Annotated in this window: 23 protein-coding genes; 14 read left to right on the top strand and 9 right to left on the bottom strand. The window is 58.3% G+C overall.

Annotated features, from left to right (window positions below; translation table 11 throughout):
• Positions 1-4 precede the first annotated feature (4 nt).
• Positions 5-505: a phosphatase domain-containing protein gene (locus ACR0KC_RS07965; protein ID WP_170398687.1), complete on the bottom strand. Its 501-nt coding sequence runs from the start codon at positions 503-505 to the stop codon at positions 5-7.
• 172 nt (positions 506-677) lie between these two features.
• Here ACR0KC_RS07965 and ACR0KC_RS07970 point away from each other — a divergent pair, with 172 nt between their 5' ends.
• The 5 genes from ACR0KC_RS07970 (at position 678) to ACR0KC_RS07990 (ending at position 4919) form a co-directional block, all read left to right on the top strand.
• A complete protein-coding gene (locus tag ACR0KC_RS07970) occupies positions 678-2438 on the top strand; it encodes a DNA polymerase III subunit gamma/tau (protein WP_480771694.1) in 1761 nt (586 codons plus the stop codon).
• A 234-nt stretch (positions 2439-2672) separates the two neighbouring features.
• A complete protein-coding gene (locus ACR0KC_RS07975) occupies positions 2673-3017 on the top strand; it encodes a YbaB/EbfC family nucleoid-associated protein (protein ID WP_170398693.1) in 345 nt (114 codons plus the stop codon).
• A gap of 64 nt (positions 3018-3081) precedes the next feature.
• Entirely contained in the window at positions 3082-3675 is a 594-nt protein-coding gene (recR, locus tag ACR0KC_RS07980) for a recombination mediator RecR (protein WP_170425779.1), read from the top strand.
• Positions 3676-3744: 69 nt separating this feature from the next.
• Complete coding sequence (locus ACR0KC_RS07985; RefSeq protein WP_170398699.1) at positions 3745-4326, top strand: histidine phosphatase family protein; 582 nt, start codon at positions 3745-3747, stop codon at positions 4324-4326.
• Positions 4327-4430: 104 nt separating this feature from the next.
• Positions 4431-4919, top strand: coding sequence for a hypothetical protein (locus tag ACR0KC_RS07990; RefSeq protein WP_170406567.1), 489 nt, complete (start codon positions 4431-4433; stop codon positions 4917-4919).
• Here ACR0KC_RS07990 and ACR0KC_RS07995 read toward each other — a convergent pair.
• Entirely contained in the window at positions 4916-5545 is a 630-nt protein-coding gene (locus ACR0KC_RS07995) for a ribonuclease T2 family protein (RefSeq protein WP_170508836.1), read from the bottom strand. The two genes, ACR0KC_RS07990 and ACR0KC_RS07995, sit on opposite strands and share 4 nt — an antisense overlap.
• A 130-nt stretch (positions 5546-5675) precedes the next feature.
• Here ACR0KC_RS07995 and ACR0KC_RS08000 point away from each other — a divergent pair, with 130 nt between their 5' ends.
• Positions 5676-6437, top strand: coding sequence for a DUF1013 domain-containing protein (locus tag ACR0KC_RS08000; protein ID WP_170398707.1), 762 nt, complete (start codon positions 5676-5678; stop codon positions 6435-6437).
• Between the two features lie 54 nt (positions 6438-6491).
• The gene (locus ACR0KC_RS08005) at positions 6492-6881 is read left to right on the top strand and encodes a hypothetical protein (protein WP_170398710.1); all 390 of its coding nucleotides are present in this window, start codon (positions 6492-6494) and stop codon (positions 6879-6881) included.
• A gap of 44 nt (positions 6882-6925) precedes the next feature.
• Here the strand turns inward: ACR0KC_RS08005 and ACR0KC_RS08010 are convergent, their stop codons facing one another.
• Together ACR0KC_RS08010 and ACR0KC_RS08015 are read right to left on the bottom strand one after the other, a co-directional pair.
• Positions 6926-7957 (bottom strand): permease, encoded by a 1032-nt coding sequence (locus ACR0KC_RS08010; protein WP_480705804.1) that lies wholly within the window; start codon positions 7955-7957, stop codon positions 6926-6928.
• Positions 7950-8258, bottom strand: a complete 309-nt coding sequence (locus ACR0KC_RS08015) for an ArsR/SmtB family transcription factor (RefSeq protein ID WP_170398716.1) — start codon at positions 8256-8258, stop codon at positions 7950-7952. Before ACR0KC_RS08015 ends, ACR0KC_RS08010 begins: the two co-directional genes overlap by 8 nt.
• A 146-nt stretch (positions 8259-8404) precedes the next feature.
• Here ACR0KC_RS08015 and pdxR point away from each other — a divergent pair, with 146 nt between their 5' ends.
• From pdxR to ACR0KC_RS08040, 5 genes are all read left to right on the top strand, one after another.
• Positions 8405-9865, top strand: coding sequence for a MocR-like pyridoxine biosynthesis transcription factor PdxR (gene pdxR / locus ACR0KC_RS08020; protein ID WP_170398719.1), 1461 nt, complete (start codon positions 8405-8407; stop codon positions 9863-9865).
• Between the two features lie 124 nt (positions 9866-9989).
• Positions 9990-11765, top strand: a complete 1776-nt coding sequence (xsc, locus tag ACR0KC_RS08025; RefSeq protein WP_170425785.1) for a sulfoacetaldehyde acetyltransferase — start codon at positions 9990-9992, stop codon at positions 11763-11765.
• A 169-nt stretch (positions 11766-11934) separates the two neighbouring features.
• Positions 11935-14751 (top strand): molybdopterin oxidoreductase family protein, encoded by a 2817-nt coding sequence (locus ACR0KC_RS08030; RefSeq protein ID WP_480705807.1) that lies wholly within the window; start codon positions 11935-11937, stop codon positions 14749-14751.
• 91 nt (positions 14752-14842) lie between these two features.
• Positions 14843-15592 carry a 4Fe-4S dicluster domain-containing protein gene (locus tag ACR0KC_RS08035; protein ID WP_170514754.1) on the top strand — a complete coding sequence of 250 codons (750 nt, stop codon included), beginning with the start codon at positions 14843-14845 and terminating at the stop codon, positions 15590-15592.
• Positions 15592-16479: a dimethyl sulfoxide reductase anchor subunit family protein gene (locus tag ACR0KC_RS08040; RefSeq protein WP_480771695.1), complete on the top strand. Its 888-nt coding sequence runs from the start codon at positions 15592-15594 to the stop codon at positions 16477-16479. Before ACR0KC_RS08035 ends, ACR0KC_RS08040 begins: the two co-directional genes overlap by 1 nt.
• A gap of 132 nt (positions 16480-16611) precedes the next feature.
• On the opposite strand, the gene dapA is transcribed toward ACR0KC_RS08040, so the two are convergent.
• Positions 16612-17484 carry a 4-hydroxy-tetrahydrodipicolinate synthase gene (dapA, locus tag ACR0KC_RS08045; protein ID WP_170406596.1) on the bottom strand — a complete coding sequence of 291 codons (873 nt, stop codon included), beginning with the start codon at positions 17482-17484 and terminating at the stop codon, positions 16612-16614.
• Positions 17485-17607: 123 nt separating this feature from the next.
• Here dapA and ACR0KC_RS08050 point away from each other — a divergent pair, with 123 nt between their 5' ends.
• On the top strand, positions 17608-19581 hold the full coding sequence (locus ACR0KC_RS08050; RefSeq protein ID WP_170625801.1) for a lytic transglycosylase domain-containing protein: 1974 nt from the start codon (positions 17608-17610) through the stop codon (positions 19579-19581).
• On the opposite strand, the gene ACR0KC_RS08055 is transcribed toward ACR0KC_RS08050, so the two are convergent.
• Both ACR0KC_RS08055 and mnmC2 read right to left on the bottom strand, forming a co-directional pair.
• Positions 19546-20424, bottom strand: coding sequence for a DMT family transporter (locus ACR0KC_RS08055; RefSeq protein WP_170596824.1), 879 nt, complete (start codon positions 20422-20424; stop codon positions 19546-19548). The two genes, ACR0KC_RS08050 and ACR0KC_RS08055, sit on opposite strands and share 36 nt — an antisense overlap.
• Positions 20421-21086, bottom strand: coding sequence for a tRNA (5-methylaminomethyl-2-thiouridine)(34)-methyltransferase MnmC2 (gene mnmC2 / locus ACR0KC_RS08060; protein WP_170398743.1), 666 nt, complete (start codon positions 21084-21086; stop codon positions 20421-20423). Before mnmC2 ends, ACR0KC_RS08055 begins: the two co-directional genes overlap by 4 nt.
• Positions 21087-21141: 55 nt before the next feature.
• On the opposite strand from mnmC2, the gene ACR0KC_RS08065 reads away from it, so the two are divergent.
• Positions 21142-22176 carry an NAD(P)/FAD-dependent oxidoreductase gene (locus ACR0KC_RS08065; RefSeq protein WP_170398746.1) on the top strand — a complete coding sequence of 345 codons (1035 nt, stop codon included), beginning with the start codon at positions 21142-21144 and terminating at the stop codon, positions 22174-22176.
• On the opposite strand, the gene ACR0KC_RS08070 is transcribed toward ACR0KC_RS08065, so the two are convergent.
• Positions 22168-22980, bottom strand: coding sequence for an HTD2 family dehydratase (locus tag ACR0KC_RS08070; RefSeq protein WP_170398749.1), 813 nt, complete (start codon positions 22978-22980; stop codon positions 22168-22170). The two genes, ACR0KC_RS08065 and ACR0KC_RS08070, sit on opposite strands and share 9 nt — an antisense overlap.
• A gap of 45 nt (positions 22981-23025) precedes the next feature.
• Positions 23026-23568 carry an NAD(P)H-dependent oxidoreductase gene (locus ACR0KC_RS08075; protein WP_170398752.1) on the bottom strand — a complete coding sequence of 181 codons (543 nt, stop codon included), beginning with the start codon at positions 23566-23568 and terminating at the stop codon, positions 23026-23028.
• Positions 23569-23596: the final 28 nt, after the last annotated feature.

A 23596-nucleotide genomic window follows, 5' to 3' on the forward strand; every position in this document is an offset into this window, starting at 1 on the left:
GCCGTCAAACGGCTTGAACACGGGCCGGTTCAACGGCCCAAAGCATCTGGGCATTTGTCTCGACTGCGCAAGGACGCACCGTACGCAATCGCTTCAATGCCGCCTCAGGCCGTTCACCGCATTCAACCATCAGACGCAGAACCACCATCCCGGATCGGCCACAGCCACCACGGCAATGCACTAGCACACGGCCACCACCTGACAACGCCTGACGGGCAGTCGCGCCAACGCGGGGCCAGCGGTCCAAAATCTCTTTGGGTGGCGTGCCAAAATCTTCGATCGGCAAATGCACCCATCTGCTGGCACGCCCCTGAATATCAGCGCCAAAATTCCGCGCACCATCCTGAATCATCTCGACCTCAGTCGTCATCGAGATCACAAGTCCCGGCTTCCAGTCTGCGATAAGATCGAGGTCTTCGGTATAAGTGCCTCCGCGCCCGGGCATCGATGACAAGGCCAAGGTGCCTCCGCCAACCTGCAACGCATAAACCACCAGTTGCGACATAATCTCCCCCCAAACAAACTTCACCCAACAACATACTGGTCCAGTAAATAGAATAGAGTGGATTTTAGCCGCATACCCACGCATTCCAAAATGAAAATCGTCCCGGCCGGCTGTGGACGCGGGCGGCGGGGGCCTCTACGCTGCGGCGTAACGCGAATCCGACAGAGCAGACATGACCGAGACGCCCAGCCCCGCCTACCAGGTTCTTGCCCGCAAATACCGCCCCGAAACCTTTGCCGATCTAGTCGGTCAGGACGCCATGGTGCGCACTCTGAAAAACGCCTTCGAGGCGGACCGGATCGCGCAGGCCTTCATCATGACCGGCATCCGCGGTACCGGCAAGACGACGACCGCTCGGATCATAGCCAAGGGTATGAACTGCATCGGTCCCGATGGCAGCGGCGGCCCTACCACCGAACCCTGCGGTCAATGTGAACACTGCGTAGCCATCATGGAGGGCCGCCATGTCGATGTGATGGAGATGGACGCCGCCAGCCGCACCGGTGTCAATGACATCCGCGAGATCATCGACAGCGTCCGCTATCGCGCTGCGTCCGCGCGCTACAAGATCTATATCATCGACGAGGTTCACATGCTGTCGACCAGCGCTTTCAACGCGCTGCTCAAGACGCTGGAAGAACCCCCCGAACACGTGAAGTTCATCTTTGCCACCACCGAGATTCGCAAGGTCCCGGTGACCGTCCTGTCCCGTTGCCAGCGCTTTGATCTGCGCCGGATCGAGCCGGAGGATATGATCGGACTGCTGCGCAAAATTGCAGGTGCCGAGGGGGCACAGATTGCCGAGGATGCGTTGTCGTTGATCACCCGGGCCGCCGAGGGATCGGCGCGGGATGCGACCTCACTGCTGGATCAAGCGATCTCGCACGGGGCCGGTGAAACCAGCGCGGATCAGGTGCGCGCGATGCTGGGGCTGGCCGATCGGGGCCGGGTGCTGGATCTGATGGATATGATCCTGCGCGGCGATGCTGCAGGCGCGTTGACCGAGCTGAGCGGGCAATATGCCGAAGGGGCTGATCCACTCGCCGTCTTACGCGATCTGGCTGAAATCACGCATTGGGTTTCGGTGGTCAAGATCACCCCGGATGCCGCCGAAGATCCCACCGTTTCCCCCGACGAACGCGCCCGAGGTCAACAAATGGCCGAGGCTCTGCCCATGCGAGTCCTTACACGCATGTGGCAAATGCTGCTGAAAGCGCTCGAGGAAGTTTCCGCCGCACCCAACGCAATGATGGCTGCGGAAATGGCCGTGATCCGCCTGACCCATGTGGCCGACTTGCCTAGCCCGGAGGAGCTGATCAAGCGTCTGCAAGATACGCCTCCGCAGCCCAATGGTGGCCCCGGCAAGGGAATCGGTGCGCCCGGACATGCTCCTTCCGCGCCACAGGCTGTGGCCCGACCGGCCTATGCCGCATCGGGGATTGGCGGCAGCGCGGGCGGGCCAACGGCCGCGCTGGCCCAGGATGTGCAGGCAGCGCTGGCACGTTATCCTACATTTGAACATGTGGTTGAACTGATCCGAGCCAACCGGGACGTGAAGCTGCTAGTCGAGGTCGAAAACGGCGTGCGTCTGGTTTCCTATCAACCGGGCAGGATCGAGTTCGCACCGACCGACAACGCCCCGACCGACCTGTCGCAACGATTGGGCGCGTCGCTGCAGCGTTGGACAGGCAACCGCTGGGCTGTTTCTATTGTCTCTGAGGGCGACGCCCCGACGATTGCCGAGGTTCGGGATGCCGCTGAGCTGGCCCTGAAGGCCGAGGCGGAACAGCACCCTCTGGTGCAAGCAGTGCTGACCCATTTCCCCAAAGCGCGGATTAAGAGCATCGAAAGCGCCGAACAACGCGCCGCTCAGGTCGAAATCGAGGCCCTGCCCGAGGTTGAAGACGAATGGGACCCGTTCGAAGAAGACTGACCTTCGTGCATAGCGCCCCTCACCCAAATGCTCCCGCACCCGCCGCGGGCCATCGGCTGACGCCGATACCCCTGAGCGGCTTTGGACCCGGCAGCGCGCCTTACTCGCCGCCGGGCCCAACGGGAGGAAAGGTCTTGCCAAAGACCTTGACGACAGGCGGGAGTATCCTGACCTCTTGTGCCGCGCGGTTACGCTTCGTATCTAGGCCACAAATCGAGTGACAGGAGATTACCGATGCTAAAAGGTTTAGGCGGCTTGGGTGACATGGCCAAGATGATGAAATCCGCGCAGGATCTGCAGACCAAGATGACAGATATGCAGGAAGAGCTGAACACCATCATGGTCGTCGGCGAATCCGGTGCCGGGCTGGTCAAGGCCACCGCGACCGCCAAGGGTGAGCTGAAAGGTCTGGATATCGACCCGTCGATCTTTAACGGTGACGACAAGGAAGTAGTCGAAGACCTCATCCTCGCCGCGATCAAGGACGCCCAAACCAAAGCGCAGGAACGTTCGCAGGCAGAAATGGCCAAGCTGACCGAAAGCATGGGCCTGCCCGCAGACATCAAGCTGCCGTTCTGATACACCCTCCTGACGGATCTATGGCCGGGGCGTATTTCCCTGGCCCAATTGCGAGGGTCTCACGGTGAGTTCGAACAGCGACATCGACAATCTGATTGACCTTATGGCCAAGCTGCCTGGCCTCGGGCCCCGCTCGGCCCGCCGCGCGGTCCTGCACCTGATCCGCAAACGCGCCCTGCTGCTGACGCCGCTTTCAGACGCGATGCAGCAGGTGGCCGTCACCGCCCGTGAATGTCTGAACTGCGGCAATGTGGGCACCACTGATATCTGCGACATCTGTAACAACGAGGCTCGCGCAACCGGAGAGCTGTGTGTGGTCGAGGACGTCGCCGACCTTTGGGCGATGGAGCGTGCCGGGGTCTTCAAGGGTCGCTATCACGTTCTGGGCGGCACTTTGTCGGCTTTGGACGGGGTCGGCCCGGATGAATTGCGTATCCCCCGGTTGAAGGACCGGGTTGTGGCCGAGAGTATCACCGAGATCATCCTCGCCCTGAACGCCACCGTCGATGGTCAGACCACCGCCCACTACATCGCGGATCAGTTGGAGGGGCAGGTTCGTCTGACATCCCTGGCACAAGGTGTGCCGATTGGGGGCGAGTTGGACTATCTGGATGATGGGACGATTACGGCGGCTTTGCGGGCGAGGAAGGAAATCTGACAAAGTGTGTTCGGCATGCACTGTCAATCTACACTAGAAATTAGCTTGTGGGTAATTCAGGAAACCGCATTGACCAAGTACCCCGATCTGTTTGTCCTAAGACATGGCGAAACCGAGTGGAATACCTTGGGCAAGTTTCAAGGCCGCAAGAACTCTCCGCTAACGGAAACCGGTATCTATCAGGCGCGGCAGCAGAGGGAGATACTTGGCCGTATCCCCAACCACCCCAAACGCGTGTTCGTCAGCCCGCAGGAGCGGGCGCAACACACCGCAAGGCTGGCGATTGCACCCCAGTTTGATTTCGCAAACGATGACCGGTTAACGGAAATCGCATTTGGCCAATGGGAAGGCGCGACGCGGGAATTCATTCGGACTCAAATCGATTGCCCATACGAGTCCTATCATTGGTATTTTCGCAGCCCGGATGGCGAAAGCTTTGACGAGATCTATGAGAGGGTACAATCGTTCTTAGACGAGCAAGACGAATCCGCAATCGTGGTGACGCACGGGGTTACGTCACTGATATTGCGCGGGATTTGGCTGGGCCTTGGCATCAACGATCTGTTAAAACTTCCCAGGACCCAAGGATGTGTTTTCCGCCTGTCAAACGGCACCGAGACGATCTTGACCAAGACGGGTAGTTTGCAATGATCTTGGCGGATAAGTGTTTTTGGTGTCCTTTAGATTCAAATCTCAAATTAGCTTGAAAAACGAACAGAGTTAAATTCCACTGAGCGAAAGACTTGGAGCACATAATGACCCGCCTTCTCGCACTCACCTTAGCCGCCTTCGCCGCCACTGCTGCCCTGTCGCAGGAACTTATCGACAAAGGTTTTGTCGAAGGCTGGAACATCATGATGGACCCCAATCTTGGCAATGGGTGCCTGATACAAACCGTGTATCAGGACCTCTCGGTGGTGCGGCTAGGCTATGACGCGTTGGATAATCGCGGGTATTTCACCGTTTACAACAAGGCTTGGGGCGACATTAAACCGGGGGAACAATACCCAATCCGGTTTGAGCTGGACGGCAAGAGCTTTGATGCCACCGCCATCGGGTTCAAGCAGGATCGCGTGCCCGGCGCGACGGTGTTCTTTACGGACCGGAGTTTCGTCACCTCGATTGCGCAGAACAAGACCATGACCGTCTACAATCCCGAAGGTCAAACCGTCATGGCGATTGATCTGAAAGGCACCGCCAAAGCGCTGGATTATGCGCGCGACTGCCAGAACAAAAAACTCTAACGAATCGGATCAAACACCGCGTCTTTAGCGGTGCAATCACGGATCACGTCGCGGCCACAGGGCACCGGGTCAAGATTGCGGGACAGGCATAGGCGGACTTCTTCGATATAGCCTTGCTTACAGGTGATGGTGATCATGTCAGGCTCGAGCGTGGGATTGGCCTTGAGAAAGGCCTCTTCCACCACCGAAGCGGGCAGTTTGACCGTCGCGTCCAGCTTGCGGAACACCTCGGGGCGCGCAACTCCTGCATAAGCCTGCCGTGAAAGGGCGAAATAGTCGGGTGCACTGAGGCCCGAACAGGTGCCGTGCTTTTTCCATTGATGCCAGGCCAACCCGGATGAGCCCTGAATATCCTCCATTTCCCGCGTCATGCGGCGTGTGGGTGGCGCTTCGGACGTGCGACAATACGAAGGCCAGCCCTGATGGAATTGCGGCCAGAGCCCATGCAATATCCACCCATGATCGTGTCGCGTGTCGCACTGATCCGAGCCGCGCGCATCGCCTTCGCGGGCGCACCAATTGGGCGACCAGCTGAGCGACAGGACGTAGTAGTCAAAATCGCCCGCCTTTTCGCCCTCGGCCATCGCAGCCATGGCACTCAGCACCCACAAAATCGCCCAGCGCATTCGCCTCTTCCCTTCTTTAGCTGTCGCGACTATATAGGCCCCAAGTTCCCCGACAACGGAAACCTGCCCCATAGCTTCGGGGCCGCCGAATTCCGGCGACGGGACAGATGTATTTATAGGAGACGGGCTGATGGCAAAACCGCTTATGGCCAAGGCAACCGCCGTATGGCTGGTGGACAACACCACGATCAGCTTCAAGCAGATCGCGGATTTCGTAGGCATGCACGAGCTGGAAGTGCAGGGTATTGCGGATGGTGATGTGGCTGCAGGTGTCAAAGGGTTTGACCCGATTGCCAACAACCAGCTGACTCAGGAAGAAATTGACACCGCGCAAAACAACCCGCTGCACAAGCTGAAGCTGAAATTCAATCCGGCGGCATCAGGCGAAGAGAAACGCCGTGGTCCGCGCTACACCCCGCTGTCCAAGCGTCAGGACCGTCCGAACTCGATCCTGTGGCTGGTCAAGTTCCACCCGGAACTCAGCGACGGCCAGATTGCCAAGCTGGTCGGCACCACCAAGCCGACCATCCAGTCGATCCGCGAGCGGACGCACTGGAACATCTCGAACATGCAGCCGATCGATCCGGTTGCCCTGGGTCTGTGCAAACAATCCGAACTGGATGCCATCGTGCAAAAGGCCGCGGCCAAGAAAGCAGCCGAAGGTGGCGTGATGAGCGATGATGAGCGTCGCAAACTGGTCTCGACCGAACAGTCGCTTGAGATGGATTCAGCGCCCAAGATCCCGACCGCGATCGAAGGTCTCGAGACATTCTCGTTGTCCGAGGACACCAACGAGAAGGAAGACGAAGAGCCCATCGTCGATGCGGATAGCTTCTTCAACCTGCCCAAGGGTGGTGGTGATGAAGAAGACGAAGACGATCTGCGCCCCTGAGATGCGCATGGTCCCGGCCTCGAATAGCCGGGACCCGATTTTTTGGGTGATTTGATGCTAAAGGTTCTATCCTTATTCTTCGACGCGCATCGTGCCGTTTCAATCTATGTGTTCCTGAAATCCTGGTGGTTGGCCATTACAGGTGCCGTAGTGATGATTGCGATAGTCGCTGGCTTGCTGTTGCTGAATGACGACGGCAAGCACGAGCACGAGGCGTTTCTCACCGTCGCGGTTTTGTCGGCGACACCGATCAATGGCGATCTCAAGAACGGGGTCATTGCTTCGGTGCGCTTGCCGGATGGCTCAGCAGCATCAATCACCTCGACCGAAGGGCCGATTGCTCAGACAGTTGGAACCCAAGCCTGTATCGAGAAACGGGTTTTCGTTGAAAGTGGAGAGCCAAGGTATCGGTTCAAACTGCCACGATATTGCGAAGCGAGCTAGAAAAGCAAAACCGCCCGATGGCTCAACCGGGCGGTTTTTTTTGTTCAGATCATCTGAAACAGGATGCCTGCTACGATAGCGCCGCTGATGCCCAATCCCAGATAGGTGGCAAAGACGCGCGGTTTCACCAGTGACCACACGGCCGCCATCGCAGGTATCGAACTGACGGCGCCGGCCACCATGAACGACATCGCAGCACCCGCACTCATACCCTGCTCCATCAGACCCGCAAGAAGCGGTGGTGCGACGTAGGAGTTCAGATAGGCAGGCATTCCGACCAAGGCAGCGATGACAATTGGCACAACACCCTCACCACCAACAACGCGGGCGATCAGGTCTGCCGGAACATAGCTGACCAGCAATGCTTCGAGCACGTAGGCAAATGCCAGCCATTTGAGCAGGAACAGGCCATTGTGAACGAACTCAACCCGAAAGCGCGTCCGACGGTCAGGGTCTTGCCAGAACTTCCAGACGGGTTTGTCATCTTGCTTTGGTCCGCAACCGCAGCAACCAGCGGGTTTGTATTCACGCAACGGCTGCGCAAAGGCACCTCCCCGCATCAGGGTGCGCACGGCAAACCCGCCGAACAAACCCAACGCGACAGCAGCAACCGCTTTACCAATTGCAAACGGCCAACCCAGCGCACCCGCAGTAATCAGCAACGTCGGGGGGTCGATCAACGGTGAACTGAGCCAGAATGCCATCACGGCCGACAATGGCGCACCCAGAGCCAGCAATCCCGCGATGAATGGGATCACTTCGCAGGAACAAAATGGGGCCAGCCCGCCAAACAACGCGGCCAGAAAGATCATCCGTGTCTCGCGACCCTCAAATGCGCGGGCGACCATGACTTCGGCCCCGGTTGCCTTCAGGTATGATAGCAGCAGAACAGCAAACAGGATGTACTGGCCCGTATGCGCAAGCGCTTTGGCGGCAAAACTCACAACCTCGGTCCAGTTGCCCGGATCAAGAATGGCCACCAGTGCCAGTATGACCACGATCAGAGCCCAGGGCGTTTTGATCAGGTCGATCAGGTTTCTGGAAAGTGGCTTGGGGTTTTGGGTCAGTTCAGCCATCGTTTGCGGCCTTTCCGATTTCGTCTGCGCAGCATTCACTAAGGATGAACTGCGCCAGGTTTCTCAATTCGTCAAAGCACGCGCGGTTGATCGTGCTACGCCCGATCTTCTCTTGCTCAACTACTCCGCCAGCAGCCAGAAACCGCAGATGATGCGCCAGAGTCGAGGGCGCGATTCCTGTCCTCGTTTGAATTTCTCCAACGGTCAGGCCTGCTTCCCCAGCACGAACCAAGGTCTTAAGAACCTTCAATCGGGCTTCCGAGCCCATGGCAGAGAAACCTGCGGCAGCTTCTTCCCACATCCTTTACCTCCATTAAACTAGATTACTGGTTATTTAGTTTAATTCGTATCCTGCGTCAACCACACGTGTGCGTAAAACTCCCAACATGGTTCGCAGGGCCATAAGTCCAGATTGCCACCGCCTTAGGTCCAACCTATAACGATGCAATGGGTATTTCGGTCGACACATTCTTTTTGGAACGCAATGGGCAAGGCACCTTACAGGCGCAGCTGCAACAGCTGATTGCCGAAGGCATTCTGTCAGGACGCTTCCACGTCGGGGAAAAGCTGCCCTCGTCCCGTAAACTTGCTGCCCATTTGGGTGTCAGCCGGATTACGGTCACGCTTGCCTATACTGAACTGCTGGCCAATGATTACCTGACCGCCAAAGGCCGGTCGGGATACTATGTTTCCGAAAATGCGCCAGTGCCGCCGACCTACACGCCAGTGCGGCGCGACACCGAAGTGGTTGACTGGGATCAGGCGTTTGCTCGCCGTTTCTCGGGCGGTGATGTGCTGACAAAACCCAGCAACTGGCGTGACTACCGCTATCCCTTCATTTATGGCCAAGTCGACAGAAAGCTGTTCGATCATGCAAACTGGCGTCTCTGCGCAGTTCGGGCGTTGGGACATAAGGACTTTGATTCTCTGACCGGGGACTATGTCGATCAAGATGACCCGCTGCTGCTTGAATTCATCGCCCGGCATACTCTTCCCCGCCGTGGAATTGTAGCCCGGCCCGAAGAAATCTTGATCACCCTGGGCGCTCAGAACGCCCTTTGGCTGGCGTCTCGCATATTGCTGAACCGGAACCGTAGGGCAGCGATCGAGGACCCCTGCTATTACGCCCTGCGCGATCTTCTGATTCACTCGGAATGCAAGCTGTCTTATCTGAAGGTCGACCGGGACGGGTTGCCCCCGGAAACAATCCCTGACGATACCGACGTCATATTCACCACCCCCAGCCACCAGAGCCCGACAACCGCGACCATGCCGGTGGACCGCCGACATGCACTGCTGCGTCGTGCCCGCGAATTGGATGCCATGATCGTCGAGGATGACTATGAATTTGAAATGTCATTTCTCGGAGCCCCGTCACCGGCGCTCAGGTCAATGGATCGCGATGGGCGGGTGATCTACGTGGGCAGCTTTTCCAAGTCGCTGTTTCCGGGGCTTCGATTGGGCTACATGGTCGGGTCCGAACCCTTTATCCGTGAAGCGCGCGCCCTGCGATCTCTGGTCTTGCGTCACCCTCCTGGCCACATGCAGCGAACCGCAGCCTACTTCCTATCGCTCGGCCACTATGATGCTCAGATCCGGCGCATGTCTAAAACGCTGCAACGCCGTCGCGAAGCGATTGAGGAGGCGATTGGACAATATGGTCTGACTGTTGCTGGGCGCGGGATGCTGGGCGGATCATCGATCTGGATGCAAGCGCCGCTGCATGTAGACACCAGCAAACTGGCCCGAGACCTGCAGCGCCAAAGCGTCCATATCGAACCGGGTGAGGCATTTTTTTCAAGCCAGAACAGGCCAAAGAACTTTTATCGGCTGGGCTACTCTTCAATCTCGTCGGATCGTATCGAACCGGGAATCCAACAGATTGCTGAAGCGATCCGGCGTTCTTAAGCACTCTGGACTTAAACCGCTACCGGTTCTGGCCCTAACGCCACAGACACCCGTACGCCAAAACCGATCAGAAAACTGGGTGCAAAACCCCCGTTCCATCCTTCTATGATCGGAGATTACGCAGATGAAGATGACCACTGAAGAAGCCTTTGTAAAAACCCTGCAGATGCATGGCATCGAACATGCGTTCGGTATCATCGGCTCGGCCATGATGCCGATCTCCGACATCTTTGGCAAAGCAGGCATCACTTTCTGGGATTGTGCCCACGAAGGGTCCGGCGGCATGATGGCTGACGGCTACACCCGCGCAACCGGCAAGATGTCGATGATGATCGCCCAGAACGGCCCCGGCATCACCAATTTTGTGACCGCCGTCAAAACTGCCTATTGGAACCACACTCCGCTGCTGCTGGTCACTCCGCAGGCCGCAAACAAGACCATGGGTCAAGGTGGATTCCAGGAAATGGAGCAGATGCGCATGTTCGCAGACTGCGTTTGCTACCAGGAAGAGGTGCGTGACCCCAGCCGTATGGCCGAGGTTCTGAGCCGCGTAATCATGAACGCCAAGCGCGCTTCGGCACCTGCGCAGATCAACGTTCCGCGCGACTTCTTCACTCAGGTGATCGACATCGAGCTGCCTGCTGTTGTTGAGTTTGAACTGCCTTCGGGTGGTGCATCGGCCGTATCCGAAGCTGCCGCTCTGCTGTCGAACGCAAAGAACCCCGTTATCCTGAACGGTGCAGGCACCGTTCTGTCGAAAGGCGGCATCGAAGCGTCGAAAGCTCTGGCCGAGCGTCTGGACGCTCCGGTTTGCGTTGGCTACCAGCACAATGACGCTTTCCCCGGCTCGCACCCACTGTTCGCTGGCCCGCTGGGCTATAACGGCTCAAAAGCCGGTATGCAGCTGATCAAGGAAGCAGACGTTGTTCTGTGCCTCGGTACACGCCTGAACCCGTTCTCGACCCTTCCAGGCTACGGCATGGAGTACTGGCCTGCAGATGCAAAGATCATTCAGGTCGACATCAACCCCGACCGCATCGGCCTGACCAAGAAGGTTTCGGTTGGTATCGTGGGCGATGCGGCGAGCGTTGCCACCAGCATCCTGAACCAACTGTCCGACACAGCCGGTGACGAAGGCCGCGACGCGCGCAAGGCTAAGATCGCCGAAACCAAATCGCGTTGGGCGCAAGAGTTGACCTCGATGGACCACGAGCAGGACGATCCGGGCACCACGTGGAACGAACGCGCGCGCGCTGCCAAGCCGGACTGGCTGAGCCCGCGCAAAGCATGGCGCGCGATCCAGTCCGCGCTGCCGAAAGAGGCGATCATCTCGTCCGACATCGGCAACAACTGCGCCATCGGCAACGCCTATCCTTCGTTTGAAGAAGGCCGCAAGTATCTGGCCCCCGGCCTGTTCGGCCCCTGTGGCTATGGTCTGCCTTCGGTCATTGGCGCGAAGATCGGCTGCCCGGATGTACCAGTTGTCGGCTTCTCTGGCGACGGTGCCTTTGGCATTGCAGTCACTGAACTGACCGCCATCGGTCGCGAAGAATGGCCAGCCATCACTCAGGTTGTGTTCCGCAACTACCAGTGGGGTGCGGAAAAGCGCAACTCGACCCTGTGGTTCGATGACAACTTCGTCGGCACCGAGTTGGACACAAAAGTGTCCTATGCCGGCATCGCCAACGCCTGTGGCCTGAAAGGCGTCATCGCACGCACTCAGGATGAGCTGACGGCGGCGCTGAGCCAGGCGATCGAGGATCAGAAGAACGGCATCACCACCCTGATCGAAGCAATGATCAATCAGGAACTGGGTGAACCCTTCCGTCGCGACGCGATGAAGAAGCCGGTTGAGGTTGCAGGTATCGACGCAAGCGACATGCGTCTGCAGCAGGTTTGATTGCTGTCAAAAACATAAGTCGGACCGGGTTCAACCGGTCCCCTTAAAAAAAGCAGAGGAAGGGGGTGCCTGCACTCTCTTCCTCTATATGGTTGAGCCCGGTGTGCTTACGCTCCAGTGTGTTCAACACGTACAGGTACCAAGGCGATCCGCCACAGGGAGAGACAGCGTGAATCAACAACCGAACCTCAACCTATCCCCACCCGTGTCAGACGAGATCCGCCGGACCACGTGCTATATGTGTGCCTGCCGCTGCGGTATCAACGTGCACATGAAGGATGGGAAGGTCGCCTATATCGAAGGCAATCGGGATCATCCGGTAAACAAGGGCGTTCTCTGCGCCAAAGGCAGCGCGGGGATTATGCAGGTGAACGCCCCGTCGCGCCTACGCGCACCGCTCAAACGCGTCGGCCCGCGTGGGTCTGGCGAGTTCGAAGAGATCAGTTGGGACGAGGCGCTCGAGATCGCTGTCGGTTGGCTAAAACCGATCCGCGAAGACAATCCTGAGAAACTGGCCTTTTTCACCGGCCGTGATCAGAGCCAGAGCTTCACCAGTTTCTGGGCACAGAATTTCGGCACCTGTAACTATGCGGCCCATGGCGGGTTCTGTTCGGTCAACATGGCAGCCGGTGGCATCTACACGATGGGCGGTGCATTCTGGGAATTCGGTCAGCCCGACTGGGATCACACCAAGCTGTTCATGCTGTTCGGCGTGGCAGAAGACCACGACAGCAACCCGATTAAAATGGGCATCGGCAAGATCAAGGCGCGCGGTGCCCGTGTGATTGGGGTAAATCCGATCCGCTCGGGCTATAACGCCGTGGCAGATGATTGGGTCGGCATCACCCCCGGTACCGATGGCCTGTTCATCTTGTCGATGATCCATGTGCTGATGAAGGCAGGCAAAATCGATCTGGATTACCTAAGTCGCTACACCAACGCGCCGGTCCTGATCAACGCATCCGACGGTCCGGAAAAGGGTCTGTTCCTGAAAGACCATGACGGCAAGCCATTGGTCATCGACCGCAATACCGGCAAGCTGACTGCTTTCGACACCCCCGGCGTCCGCCCTGACCTATCAGCGACCTACGAAAAGGACGGTGTCACCCACCGCCCCGTCTTCCACCACATGGCAGAACGGTATCTGGCGGATGAATACGCCCCCGAGGCAATCGCAGATAAATGCGGCGTACCGGCGACCCGCATTCGCGCGATTGCTGGCGAGCTCGCCCGTGTGGCCTTTGATGAAGCGTTCGAACTGGACCATGAATGGACCGATTTCCGGGGCGAGAAGCACTCGAAGATGATTGGTCGCCCCGTCGCGATGCACTCGATGCGTGGTGTCTCAGCCCATGCCAATGGTTTCCAGACCTGCCGCGCCCTACATGTATTGCAGATCCTGCTTGGAACGGTCGAAGTCCCCGGCGGCTTCCGCTTCAAGCCGCCCTACCCCAAGCCAGTTGAGGCGCATCCGACTCCGCATTGTAAGGTGACGCCGAATACACCGCTGGACGGGCCGCATCTGGGGTTTGTTCGCGGCCCCGAGCATCTGGCGCTGAAAGAAGACGGCAGCCCGGCGCGGATCGACAAAGCGTTTACATGGGAAAACCCGATGTCCAGCCACGGGCTGATGCACATGGTGATCTCGAATGCCCATGCAGGCGATCCCTACAAGATCGATACGTTGTTCATGTACATGGCCAACATGTCCTGGAATTCGACGATGAACACCAAGGGTGTCATGGACATGCTGACGGACAAGGATGAGAACGGCGACTACGTGATCCCGCATATCATCTATTCCGATGCTTATTCCTCGGAAATGGTGGCCTATGCCGACCTTATCCTGCCCGATACAACCTATCTGGAACGACACGACTGTATCTCGCTACTGGACCGCCCGATCTGCGAGGCCGAGGCAGCGGCAGACGCGATCCGCTGGCCGGTGATTGAACCCGACCGCGACGTACGCGGCTTCCAGTCGGTTCTGATCGATCTGGCCAACCGCATGGGCCTGCCCGGCTTTACCAACGATGATGGCAGCGCCAAGTGGACGGATTACGCCGACTATATCGTCAACCACGAACGCAAGCCGGGGATTGGACCGCTTGCCGGTTTCCGGGGCGAAAACGGCGACAAGGAAGGTCGTGGCGAGGTTAACCCCGACCAATTGAACCAATACATCGAGAATGGTGGCTTCTATGTCGCGCATATTCCCGAAGGTGCGGATTACTACAAACCTTGGAACACTGCCTATCAAGACTGGGCTGTGGGCATGGGTATCTATGACAGCCCACAGCCCTATCTATTCCAGCTCTATTCCGAGCCGATGCGTAAATTCCAACTGGCCGCCGAAGGCTACGGGGAACGCCAGCCCCCAGATCACCTGCGCGCGCAGATCCAAGATACAATGGACCCCCTGCCCATTTGGTACGAAACCGATCAGACCGGCAATGAAGGCTTCACCGTCAACGCTCTGACCCAGCGGCCAATGGCGATGTATCATAGTTGGGGCACACAAAACGCCTGGTTGCGTCAGCTGCATGGGCGCAACCCGCTATACGTCCCGACCAAGCTGATGCGTGAACACGGGCTGCAAGACGGCGATTGGGCCAAAGTCAGCTCTCCACATGGCGAGATCACGGTACCCGTCATGGAGATGGCTGCGCTGAACAACAATACCGTGTGGACTTGGAATGCCATCGGAAAGCGCAAAGGGGCCTGGGCCTTGCAGAAAGACGCCCCCGAGGCCACCAAGGGTTTCCTGCTCAACCACCTGATCCACGAGCTGCTGCCCCCCAAAGGTGACGGCCTGCGCTGGGCAAACTCTGATCCGATCACCGGTCAGGCCGCCTGGTTCGATCTGAAGGTAAAAATCGAAAAGGCCGCCGCTCCAAGCGATGCTGAAAGCCAGCCAGAATTCGCTCCAATCAAATCGCCGGTCGGGCAAGGGCCAAAGGATTTGGCCTGGAAGGTGGGCAAATGACCCGATCCGTTCTTCATCTGGCTATAAATATCTCGGGGTCTGGGGCAGAGCCCCAGCCCGCCCTGACCACAATCGCAGAGGCAAGGCAGTCATGACCCAGCTCCCCCAATCAACCGAACGCAAGATGGGTCTGGTCATTGATCTGGATACCTGCGTTGGCTGCCATGCCTGCGTCATTTCATGCAAAGGCTGGAACACCGAAAACTACGGCGCGCCACTGTCGGATCAGGATGCTTATGGTGCTGACCCTTCAGGCACCTTCCTGAACCGGGTGCACTCTTACGAGGTGCAACCCGCCGAAGGGCATGCCCAATTGATCCACTTCCCAAAATCCTGCCTGCATTGTGAAGACGCACCCTGCGTGACCGTCTGCCCCACCGGTGCCAGCTACAAGCGGGTCGAGGACGGCATCGTTCTGGTCAACGAAAGTGACTGTATCGGCTGCGGCCTGTGCGCATGGTCCTGTCCCTATGGCGCGCGCGAGCTGGATCAGGCCGAAGGCGTAATGAAGAAATGCACGCTTTGCGTCGATCGGATTTACAACGAGAACCTACCCGAGGTGGATCGTGTGCCTTCTTGTGTGCGCACCTGCCCGGCGGGTGCTCGGCATTTTGGCGATCTCGGCGACCCTGGCAGTGATGTCAGCAAGCTGGTCGTCGAACGTGGCGGCATGGACCTGATGCCTGAACAGGGCACCAAACCCGTCAACAAGTACCTGCCGCCCCGACCCAAGGACAAAATTGAGGAGCAGATTGACATCCTGGCCCCTCTGCTGGCCCCGGTCGCCGAAGAGCCCAAGGGTTTCCTCGGCTGGCTCGACAAAACCCTGGAGAAGCTCTGATGCACCCGGCACCTTCCGTTATCATCTTTACCACCCTGTCCGGCCTCGGATTTGGACTCTTGTTCTTCCTGGGGCTCGGCATACCTGACGTCTCGGGCTGGGTCGCGTTTGTGTTTTTCGCAATTGCCTATGGCTTGTCCGTCGGCGGTTTGCTCGCGTCGACCTTCCACCTCGGCCACCCAGAGCGCGCCTGGAAAGCCTTCACCCAGTGGCGCTCAAGCTGGCTCAGCCGCGAGGGCTGGTGCGCGGTCATCGCGCTGCTTGTCATGGGGCTTTATGCTATTGGTGCGGTCTTTCTAGGCCAACGCTGGGGTGTGCTAGGCTGGATCGGCACGGCATTCTCGCTGGCCACGGTCTTCACCACATCGATGATCTACACGCAGCTCAAGACCATCCCTCGCTGGAACATGAACCTGACACCGGCCATGTTCTTGTCGTTCAGCGTCGCAGGCGGGGCTTTGTTGGCCGGAGCTGAAGCGCTTGCCCCTTGGTTGCTGGCTATTGCCGGTGCCGTACAGCTTGCCTATTGGGCCAAGGGCGACGGTGCGTTGTCCCGATCGGGAACCACGCTGGCAACCGCGACAGGGCTTGGTGAGCGAGGCGCTGTCCGCACATTCGAACCACCTCATACAGGTACAAACTATCTGCTGCGTGAGTTTGTGCATGTGGTCGGTCGGAAGCATGCGCAGAAACTACGGATGATATCTTTTGGTCTGGCTTTTGTGCTGCCTTTACTGCTGCTTCTGATCCCCTTTGGCGGCTTACTGATCAAGCATGTCTTTGCGCTTGTGGCGGTGTTGTCGCATGTCACCGGCGTTGCTGTTTCACGCTGGTTGTTCTTCGCGCAAGCAGAGCATGTGGTTGGGTTGTACTACGGCAAGCGTTGATGGGGGCTCTGCCCCCGTCGCGGCAAGCCGCGCCTCCCCCGAGATATTTTTGGCCAGATGAAGTTTGGATCCCGAATTAAAAAGGGCGGCACTCGATCTTCGAGACCGCCCTTACGAGTCCGTATATTGATTTCAGATTAATCCAGCATGCGCCATTGCTGCTTCGATCGCAGCTTTGGTGCTGTCTTCCAGCTCGGTCAGAGGCGAGCGCACTTCGGTGCTACACAGGCCAAGTTTGCTGAGCGCGTATTTTGCGCCGACCAGACCGGGCTCGATGAAGATCGCTTCGTGCAGGGGCATCAGGCGGTCCTGATACTCCAGCGCCATTTCGTAGTCGCCATTCAGCGTTGCCTGCTGGAATTCAGCACAGAGCTTCGGAGCCACGTTTGCGGTGACCGAGATGCAGCCCACTCCGCCATGAGCGTTGAAGCCCAGTGCAGTCGCGTCTTCCCCGGATAGCTGGCAGAAATCCGCACCACAGCTTGCACGCTGCTGGCTGACGCGCGCCAGATCTCCGGTCGCGTCCTTGACCCCGATGATGCGCGGCAGTTTCGCCAACTCACCCATCGTTGCAGGAGTCATGTCGATGACCGAACGACCCGGGATGTTGTAGATGATGATCGGGATATCGGCGCTGTCATGCAGAGTTTGGAAATGCGCCAGCAGCCCCTTCTGGGTCGGCTTGTTGTAATAGGGGGTTACGACCAGCGCCGCATCCGCACCGATTTTTTGCGCAAACTGAACAAACCGAATTGCCTCGACAGTATTGTTAGAGCCCGCGCCTGCGATGACAGGCACGCGACCTGCTGCAGCCTTCACCACTTCGGCGATAACCGTTTCATGTTCTTCATGGCTGAGGGTCGGGCTTTCGCCGGTCGTACCAACCGGAACCAGACCGGTCGAACCTTGCTGTATTTGCCATTCCACCAGGTGTTTGAGCGTTTCCAGGTCCAACGCGCCGTTGCTGAACGGGGTGACCAGGGCTGGCATTGAGCCTTTAAACATGGAACGCTCCTTAGGTGTTTTTTGCGCACCGGTCTGTCACGATTAAGGGTTTGTGAGTTGATCCCGGCGGCGCAAGGTTTATCCTGCATGGCTGTATCCTTGGTTTGTTGGGGAATGCAAGGGATGAGACGTATTCTGTCGCTTGGAATAGCGATGATTCTGGCGCTGATGCTACAGCCGCATGCCACTCGGGCGGATGCGACGCAGGATTTGCGCGCGGGGCTCTATGAGATGCGCAAGGGCGATTGGAATGCCGCGCTGCGCGTTGCAGGCCAGCGTGGATCGGTGGCGCGTGACATTATTGTCTGGCATTGGCTACGCGAAGGTTTTGGCAGCTCAGGCGATGTGCTGGTGTTTCTTGAGCGGCGCCCGGATTGGCCCGGTTTGGCCTGGCTGCGCCGTAAAAGCGAGCCATCATTCACCGGGGCCGATCCGAATCGAGTTCTGAAATTCTACGAAGGGATGCCTCCGCAAACAGCAGAAGGTGCTTTGAATTATGCCGTGGCTTTGAAAAGCCAAGGCCGCAATGGTGAAGCAGAAGCCGACGTCGTAACCGCTTGGCGGACCATGCCGATGGGGTCGGGCCTGCAAAAGGATTATCTTGAGAACTTCGGGAAACTTCTGAGACCACATCACGAGGCCAGGTTGGATCGGATGTTGTGGGATGGGCATCTGGTCAGCGCCGGGCGGATGCTGCCCCTGGTCAACTCTGATCAGCGCAAACTGGCCGAGGCGCGCATTGCCCTGCAAAAGCGCGAAAACGGAGTGGACGGCAAAGTCGCCGCAGTGCCGGAATCACTGGCCAAAGACCCTGGCCTGGCATTTGATCGTTTCGTGTGGCGGGATCGCAAAGAACTGGACGACAGCGCCATTGATCTGATGTTGGCACGCTCGACCGGACCAAAATCGCTGGGTGAACCCGACAAATGGGCGGAAGGGCGACGCAGACTGGCACGTCTTGAGATGCGCACGGGAGATGCCGAACGCGCCTATGCGATTGCCGCCAATCACCACATGACCCCCGAAATGGGCTATGGCTATGCTGATTTGGAGTGGCTCTCGGGATTTCTGGCGCTGCGCAAGCTGAATGATCCGGCCACGGCGGTGCGGCATTTCCAGAATTTCTCGGAGGCGGTGCAATCGCCGATTTCGAAGGGTCGCGGTGGATATTGGCTGGGCCGCGCCTATGCGGCGCAGGGGGATGCTGACAAGGCGCACGAGGCTTATGCCGAAGGCGCGAACTATCAGACCTCGTTCTACGGGTTGCTGGCGGCGGAACAAATCGGCCGTCCGTTTGACAGCGAATTGGCCAACCCACGCCGCGCGCCGCATTGGAAACAAGCCGCATTCGCTGACTCAAGCGTGTTGGAGGCTGGATTGCTGTTGCAGCGCGCAGGAGAGGGAAACCTTTCAGAACGGTTTCTAACCCATTTGGTGGAAGGTCTCGATCAAACCCAGGCCGCTCAGCTGGGTGACCTGGTGATCGAACTGAACGAACCGCATCTGGCCGTCATGATCGCCAAGCGCGCGGCAACAACCGGTGTTGTTTTGCCTGCCGCCTATTACCCAGTGCACCCGGTCGCAGATATGGGACTTCCCATGGCGAAGGAAATGACGCTGGCAATTGCCCGACGCGAAAGTGAGTTCGATCCGGTAGTCATCAGTGGCGCAGGCGCGCGCGGTTTGATGCAGGTCATGCCCGCTACCGCCAAACTTGTGGCTCAGGATTTGGGTATTCTGGGTGGCCATAAAACCGCGCGCCTAACCTCGGACTGGCAATATAACGCAAAGCTGGGGGCGAATTATCTTGCAACGCTTGCAGAGGACTTCAACGGCAATGTCGTGATGATGGCCGCTGGATATAACGCGGGGCCAAGACGGCCGATTTCGTGGATGGAACGCTATGGCGACCCGCGCCGGGGCCAGGTGGACGTGATCGACTGGATCGAGACCATTCCTTTCAAGGAGACGCGCAACTATGTCATGCGTGTCGCCGAAAGCCTGCCGGTCTATCGCGCTCGGCTTGGGCAGCCAGCTTTACCAGTGCCATTCTCAAAGGAACTAACCGGTTCGACCCTTTCGTCGTTCGCGCCATAAGGTGAACAGGCCCGCCGCGATCACCAAAGCTGCGCCCAGAACAACCTCGGGGCGCAGCGTCTCGTGGAAGATCGTGATGCCCAGAATTGCGCTCCACATCAGATGGAAATAGGCAAAGGGTTGCACGGCGCTGGCCTCTGCCATTTCGTAGCACTTAATCAATAGCCAGTGTCCCAGAGCGCCTGCGATGCAAAGCAACCCCATCCAAAACCAATCGCTGCTGGCCATGGGTTCCCAAAACCAGACACCAACAGCAGTCATTGCGACTGCACCAGCCACCCCAGTCCAGAAAAAACTGGTCGCAGTACTGTCCCGCCGAGCCGCATACCGTGTCAGTAGGCCATAAATCGCGAACATAAACGCCGAGATCAGCGGGATCACAGCCCAAGGGTTGAACACACCGGCACCGGGCTGCAGGATGATCAACACCCCGATGCAGCCGACCCCGATGGCGGCCCAGCGACGCCAGCCGACTTTCTCACCCAGAACCGGGCCGCTGAGGGCAGCGATCAGCAGCGGATAGCTGATGAAAACGGCCTGGCTTTCAATCAAGCCCAGAATGGTAAAGCTGAAAACGGCGACACAAATTTCTGCGGCCAGTAACACACCCCGGAATATCTGGAGTCCCAACTGGCTGGTTTGCGCCGCCGCCCGCAAACCTCCGCTGGATCTCGCAGCCAGGGCAATCACGAATGCGGCAAAGAACCAGTACCGGATCATCACCACCATATACGTATTGTAGGTACCGGCCAGATGGCGCGAAATCCCATCCTGCAAAGCAAACACGATCGTCGCGCTGACCATAAGCGCTATACCGGCGTTGACGTTGTTCTTCTGGCTCATTGCTTCACCGCCCGGGTCATGTGCCGTTTACGGCCAAAGCCGGGTCTGCGGGTAACATCAAAACCTGCGTCGGATAGACCCCGACGCACGAAACCCGCGGCAGTATAGGTTGCCGCTGTACCGCCTTGGATCGTGCGCTCCGCCACCTGCTGCATCAGGTCAGCCCCCCACAGCTCGGGGTTTTTTGCGGGTGAGAAGCCATCCAGAAACCACGCATCTGCCTCACCTGCCCATGTGGGCAAGGTCTGGCGCGCGTCTCCGACCATGACCTCAAGATGCAACGTGTCCAGCACGCATTTCTGCCCATTCCATGTTTTCAGAAAGCGATCGGCCCACGGTGTCATCTCGGGGAAGGCGGCTAAAGCACGCGCCATATCGTCAGGCGCCATCGGAAAGGCCTCGAAGCTGGTGAACCGTAAAGGTGTAGTCTGCCCTGCTGCTTCCCACGCCGACCACGCGGTCAACAGATTCAGGCCGGTGCCAAAGCCTAGTTCAGCGATGTGAAACCCCGGTACAAAGCGCGTTGGCAGATCGTTGCCTGCCAGAAACACATGACGCGTTTCCTCTAACCCGTTCTGCAACGAGTAATAGGGGTCATCGAACCGATCCGAGACCGGGATCTGGTCTTCCGTCCAAGTAAGTTCGGCACGCTGGTCTGCCATCGGGGAATCCTGTAGCTAAGCGGCGCGACACTGAACAACGAAAAGGGGATTGGCAATGGTCGATGTGACGGTGCGGGGCGCAGGAATATTTGGCCTCTCCATCGCCTGGACCTGCGCACGGCGCGGCGCGAAGGTTCAGATCGTCGACCCATTTGGTCCGGGCGCGGGGTCCAGTGGAGGGCTTGTTGGCGCGCTGGCCCCACATGTGCCCGAAAACTGGAACACCAAAAAGGCGTTCCAGTTTGAAAGTTTAATCATGGCTGAACCGTTCTGGAAACAGGTCGAGGCCACCGGTGGTGTGTCGCCCGGCTACGCACGTCTTGGGCGTCTGCAACCCATACCAGACGCACGCGGTTTGGAGCTGGCCCAAGCGCGTGAACAAACAGCTGCAACACTCTGGCAGGGTCAGGCTAATTGGCGCGTCCGGTTTATAGATCAGATTGGTGCCTGGTGCCCACCCAGCCCGACGGGATATGTCGTCCACGATACGCTAAGCGCGCGCATGCACCCAAGGCGTGCCTGCGCAGCGCTGGTGGCCGCGCTTGCCGTAATGGGAGTAGAAGTTACCGCCGAAGCGCCCGACAAGGGACAAGTCGTACACGCCACTGGACTTGCGGGTCTGCAAGAGCTCAGCAAGGCGTTTGGCAAGACAATCGGTAACGGCGTGAAAGGACAGGCGGCGTTGCTGCGATTTGATGCGGGCGACGTACCACAGTTGTTTGCCGATGCTGTTCATATCGTGCCTCATGCCGATGGTACGTTGGCCATTGGCTCGACAACAGAACGCGAATACGACGATCCGACCAGCACAGATGCCGCTCTGGACGATGTACTGGACCGCGCCATGCGTGCCGTGCCGGTCCTGCACGGGGCGGAAGTGATCGAACGCTGGGCCGGTGTCCGCCCCCGCAGCAAAAGCCGCGCGCCGATGCTGGGCGCGCATCCCCTGCACAAAGGGCAGTTTATCGCCAATGGGGGATTCAAGATCGGTTTTGGTATGGCACCGAAGGTGGCCGAGGTCATGGCCGACTTGATGCTGGAAGGGCGCGATAGAATCCCGCAGGATTTTCTGCCCGAAGCTTCACTCTGATTGCGGTATTGCCTTGGCTGACATGCATTGCCGGCCTCCGGGTCCACGCACCCAAAACTCCTGACCGTTCCGACACAGGGTCGCCGTTTCGAAATGCATCAGCGGCGACGACGCGCGAAATCTGAACTCTGCCAAGGGTCCCAACAGATCCGTTGCGAACAACATGAGGAATTGGGCCAGCAGAGGCCCATGGACCACCAGCCCGGCATAGCCTTCCACGTCGCGTGCATAGTCAAGATCGTAATGGATCCGGTGACCGTTGAACGTCAGCGCCGAATAGCGGAACAACAGGGTTGTATCAAATTCAACAATGCGGTGATCCAACTCATCCGTTCGAGCCATCGGAACTTTTGGAGCCGGTGCGTCTGATGAGGGATCTTCACGATAAACCAGATCCTGCCATTCGGTCACGCTCAGCGCACCCTTTTGCCAAATCTCGTGACGTAGGGTGACAAATGCCAACGGTCCGCTACGTCCTGTCTTTGCCAAGGCGCTTTCTCTGACCGTCCGACGCTCGGCTGCGCCCCCTGCCACAAAGGGCTGATGAAACTGCAGTCGCCCACCTGCCCACATGCGCCTTGGTAGTCCCATATCGGGGATCAGACCTTGACCTACCCGAGGATGTCCATCACGCCCCAGATCGCTCGGCACATGCGGTGACCAGAAATAGAGCTGATGAAAGAAGGGAGGTAGTACTGAGCCTGCCTCAATCGTCGGTTCCTGCCCCAATGCTACCTGCAGTGCAGCCGCTCGGGCAGGATCTATGACATCGGCCTGAGTCTCGATCTGGTCTTGATCCTTCATCCGCATAACCTAGAAGTTGCGGTACAGACCGGCAAGCAAAGGGGATTAAAACCCGGCCTCTGCCCGCAGCTTCTGCATCAGGTTATGCAGCGTATGCTCGTAGCGGTCGTTAGACAGCTGCCCGTCTGCATCAAATTCATTCGAGCTATCCGCTAAGTGAAGCTCGGGACCTTGCAGAATGCGTGGCTGAAAGGGGACCATGAAGGACCGCAAGATCATTTGCGCCCGCTCCCCCCCGGCCCGGCCCGCAGCCGCAGACATGACGGCGAGCGGTTTATCCATCCAAGGCTTGCCCTTCGTCCGGCTGACCCAGTCCAGCGCGTTTTTCAGAACACCCGAAGGCCCTTTGTTGTATTCCGGGGTTGATATGATCACCGCGTGGGCCTGGGCAATCTGATCGGCCAAAACCTGCACGGCTTCAGGTATGCCTTCGCCAACTTCGAGATCGCCGTCATAAAGCGGCAGATTGAGATCAGCCTCAATGAACGTGCCGGGTTCGAACAGGCGTGCAGCTTCGCGCAGCAATTTACGGTTGGTCGCATCCTGCCGTAGCGAGCCGGAAAGGCCAAGAAGGATCGGTTGGGACATGGGGAAACTCCGCTTTGGTGTTTCCCCT

This window comes from Ruegeria sp. CF3, assembly GCF_056537365.1.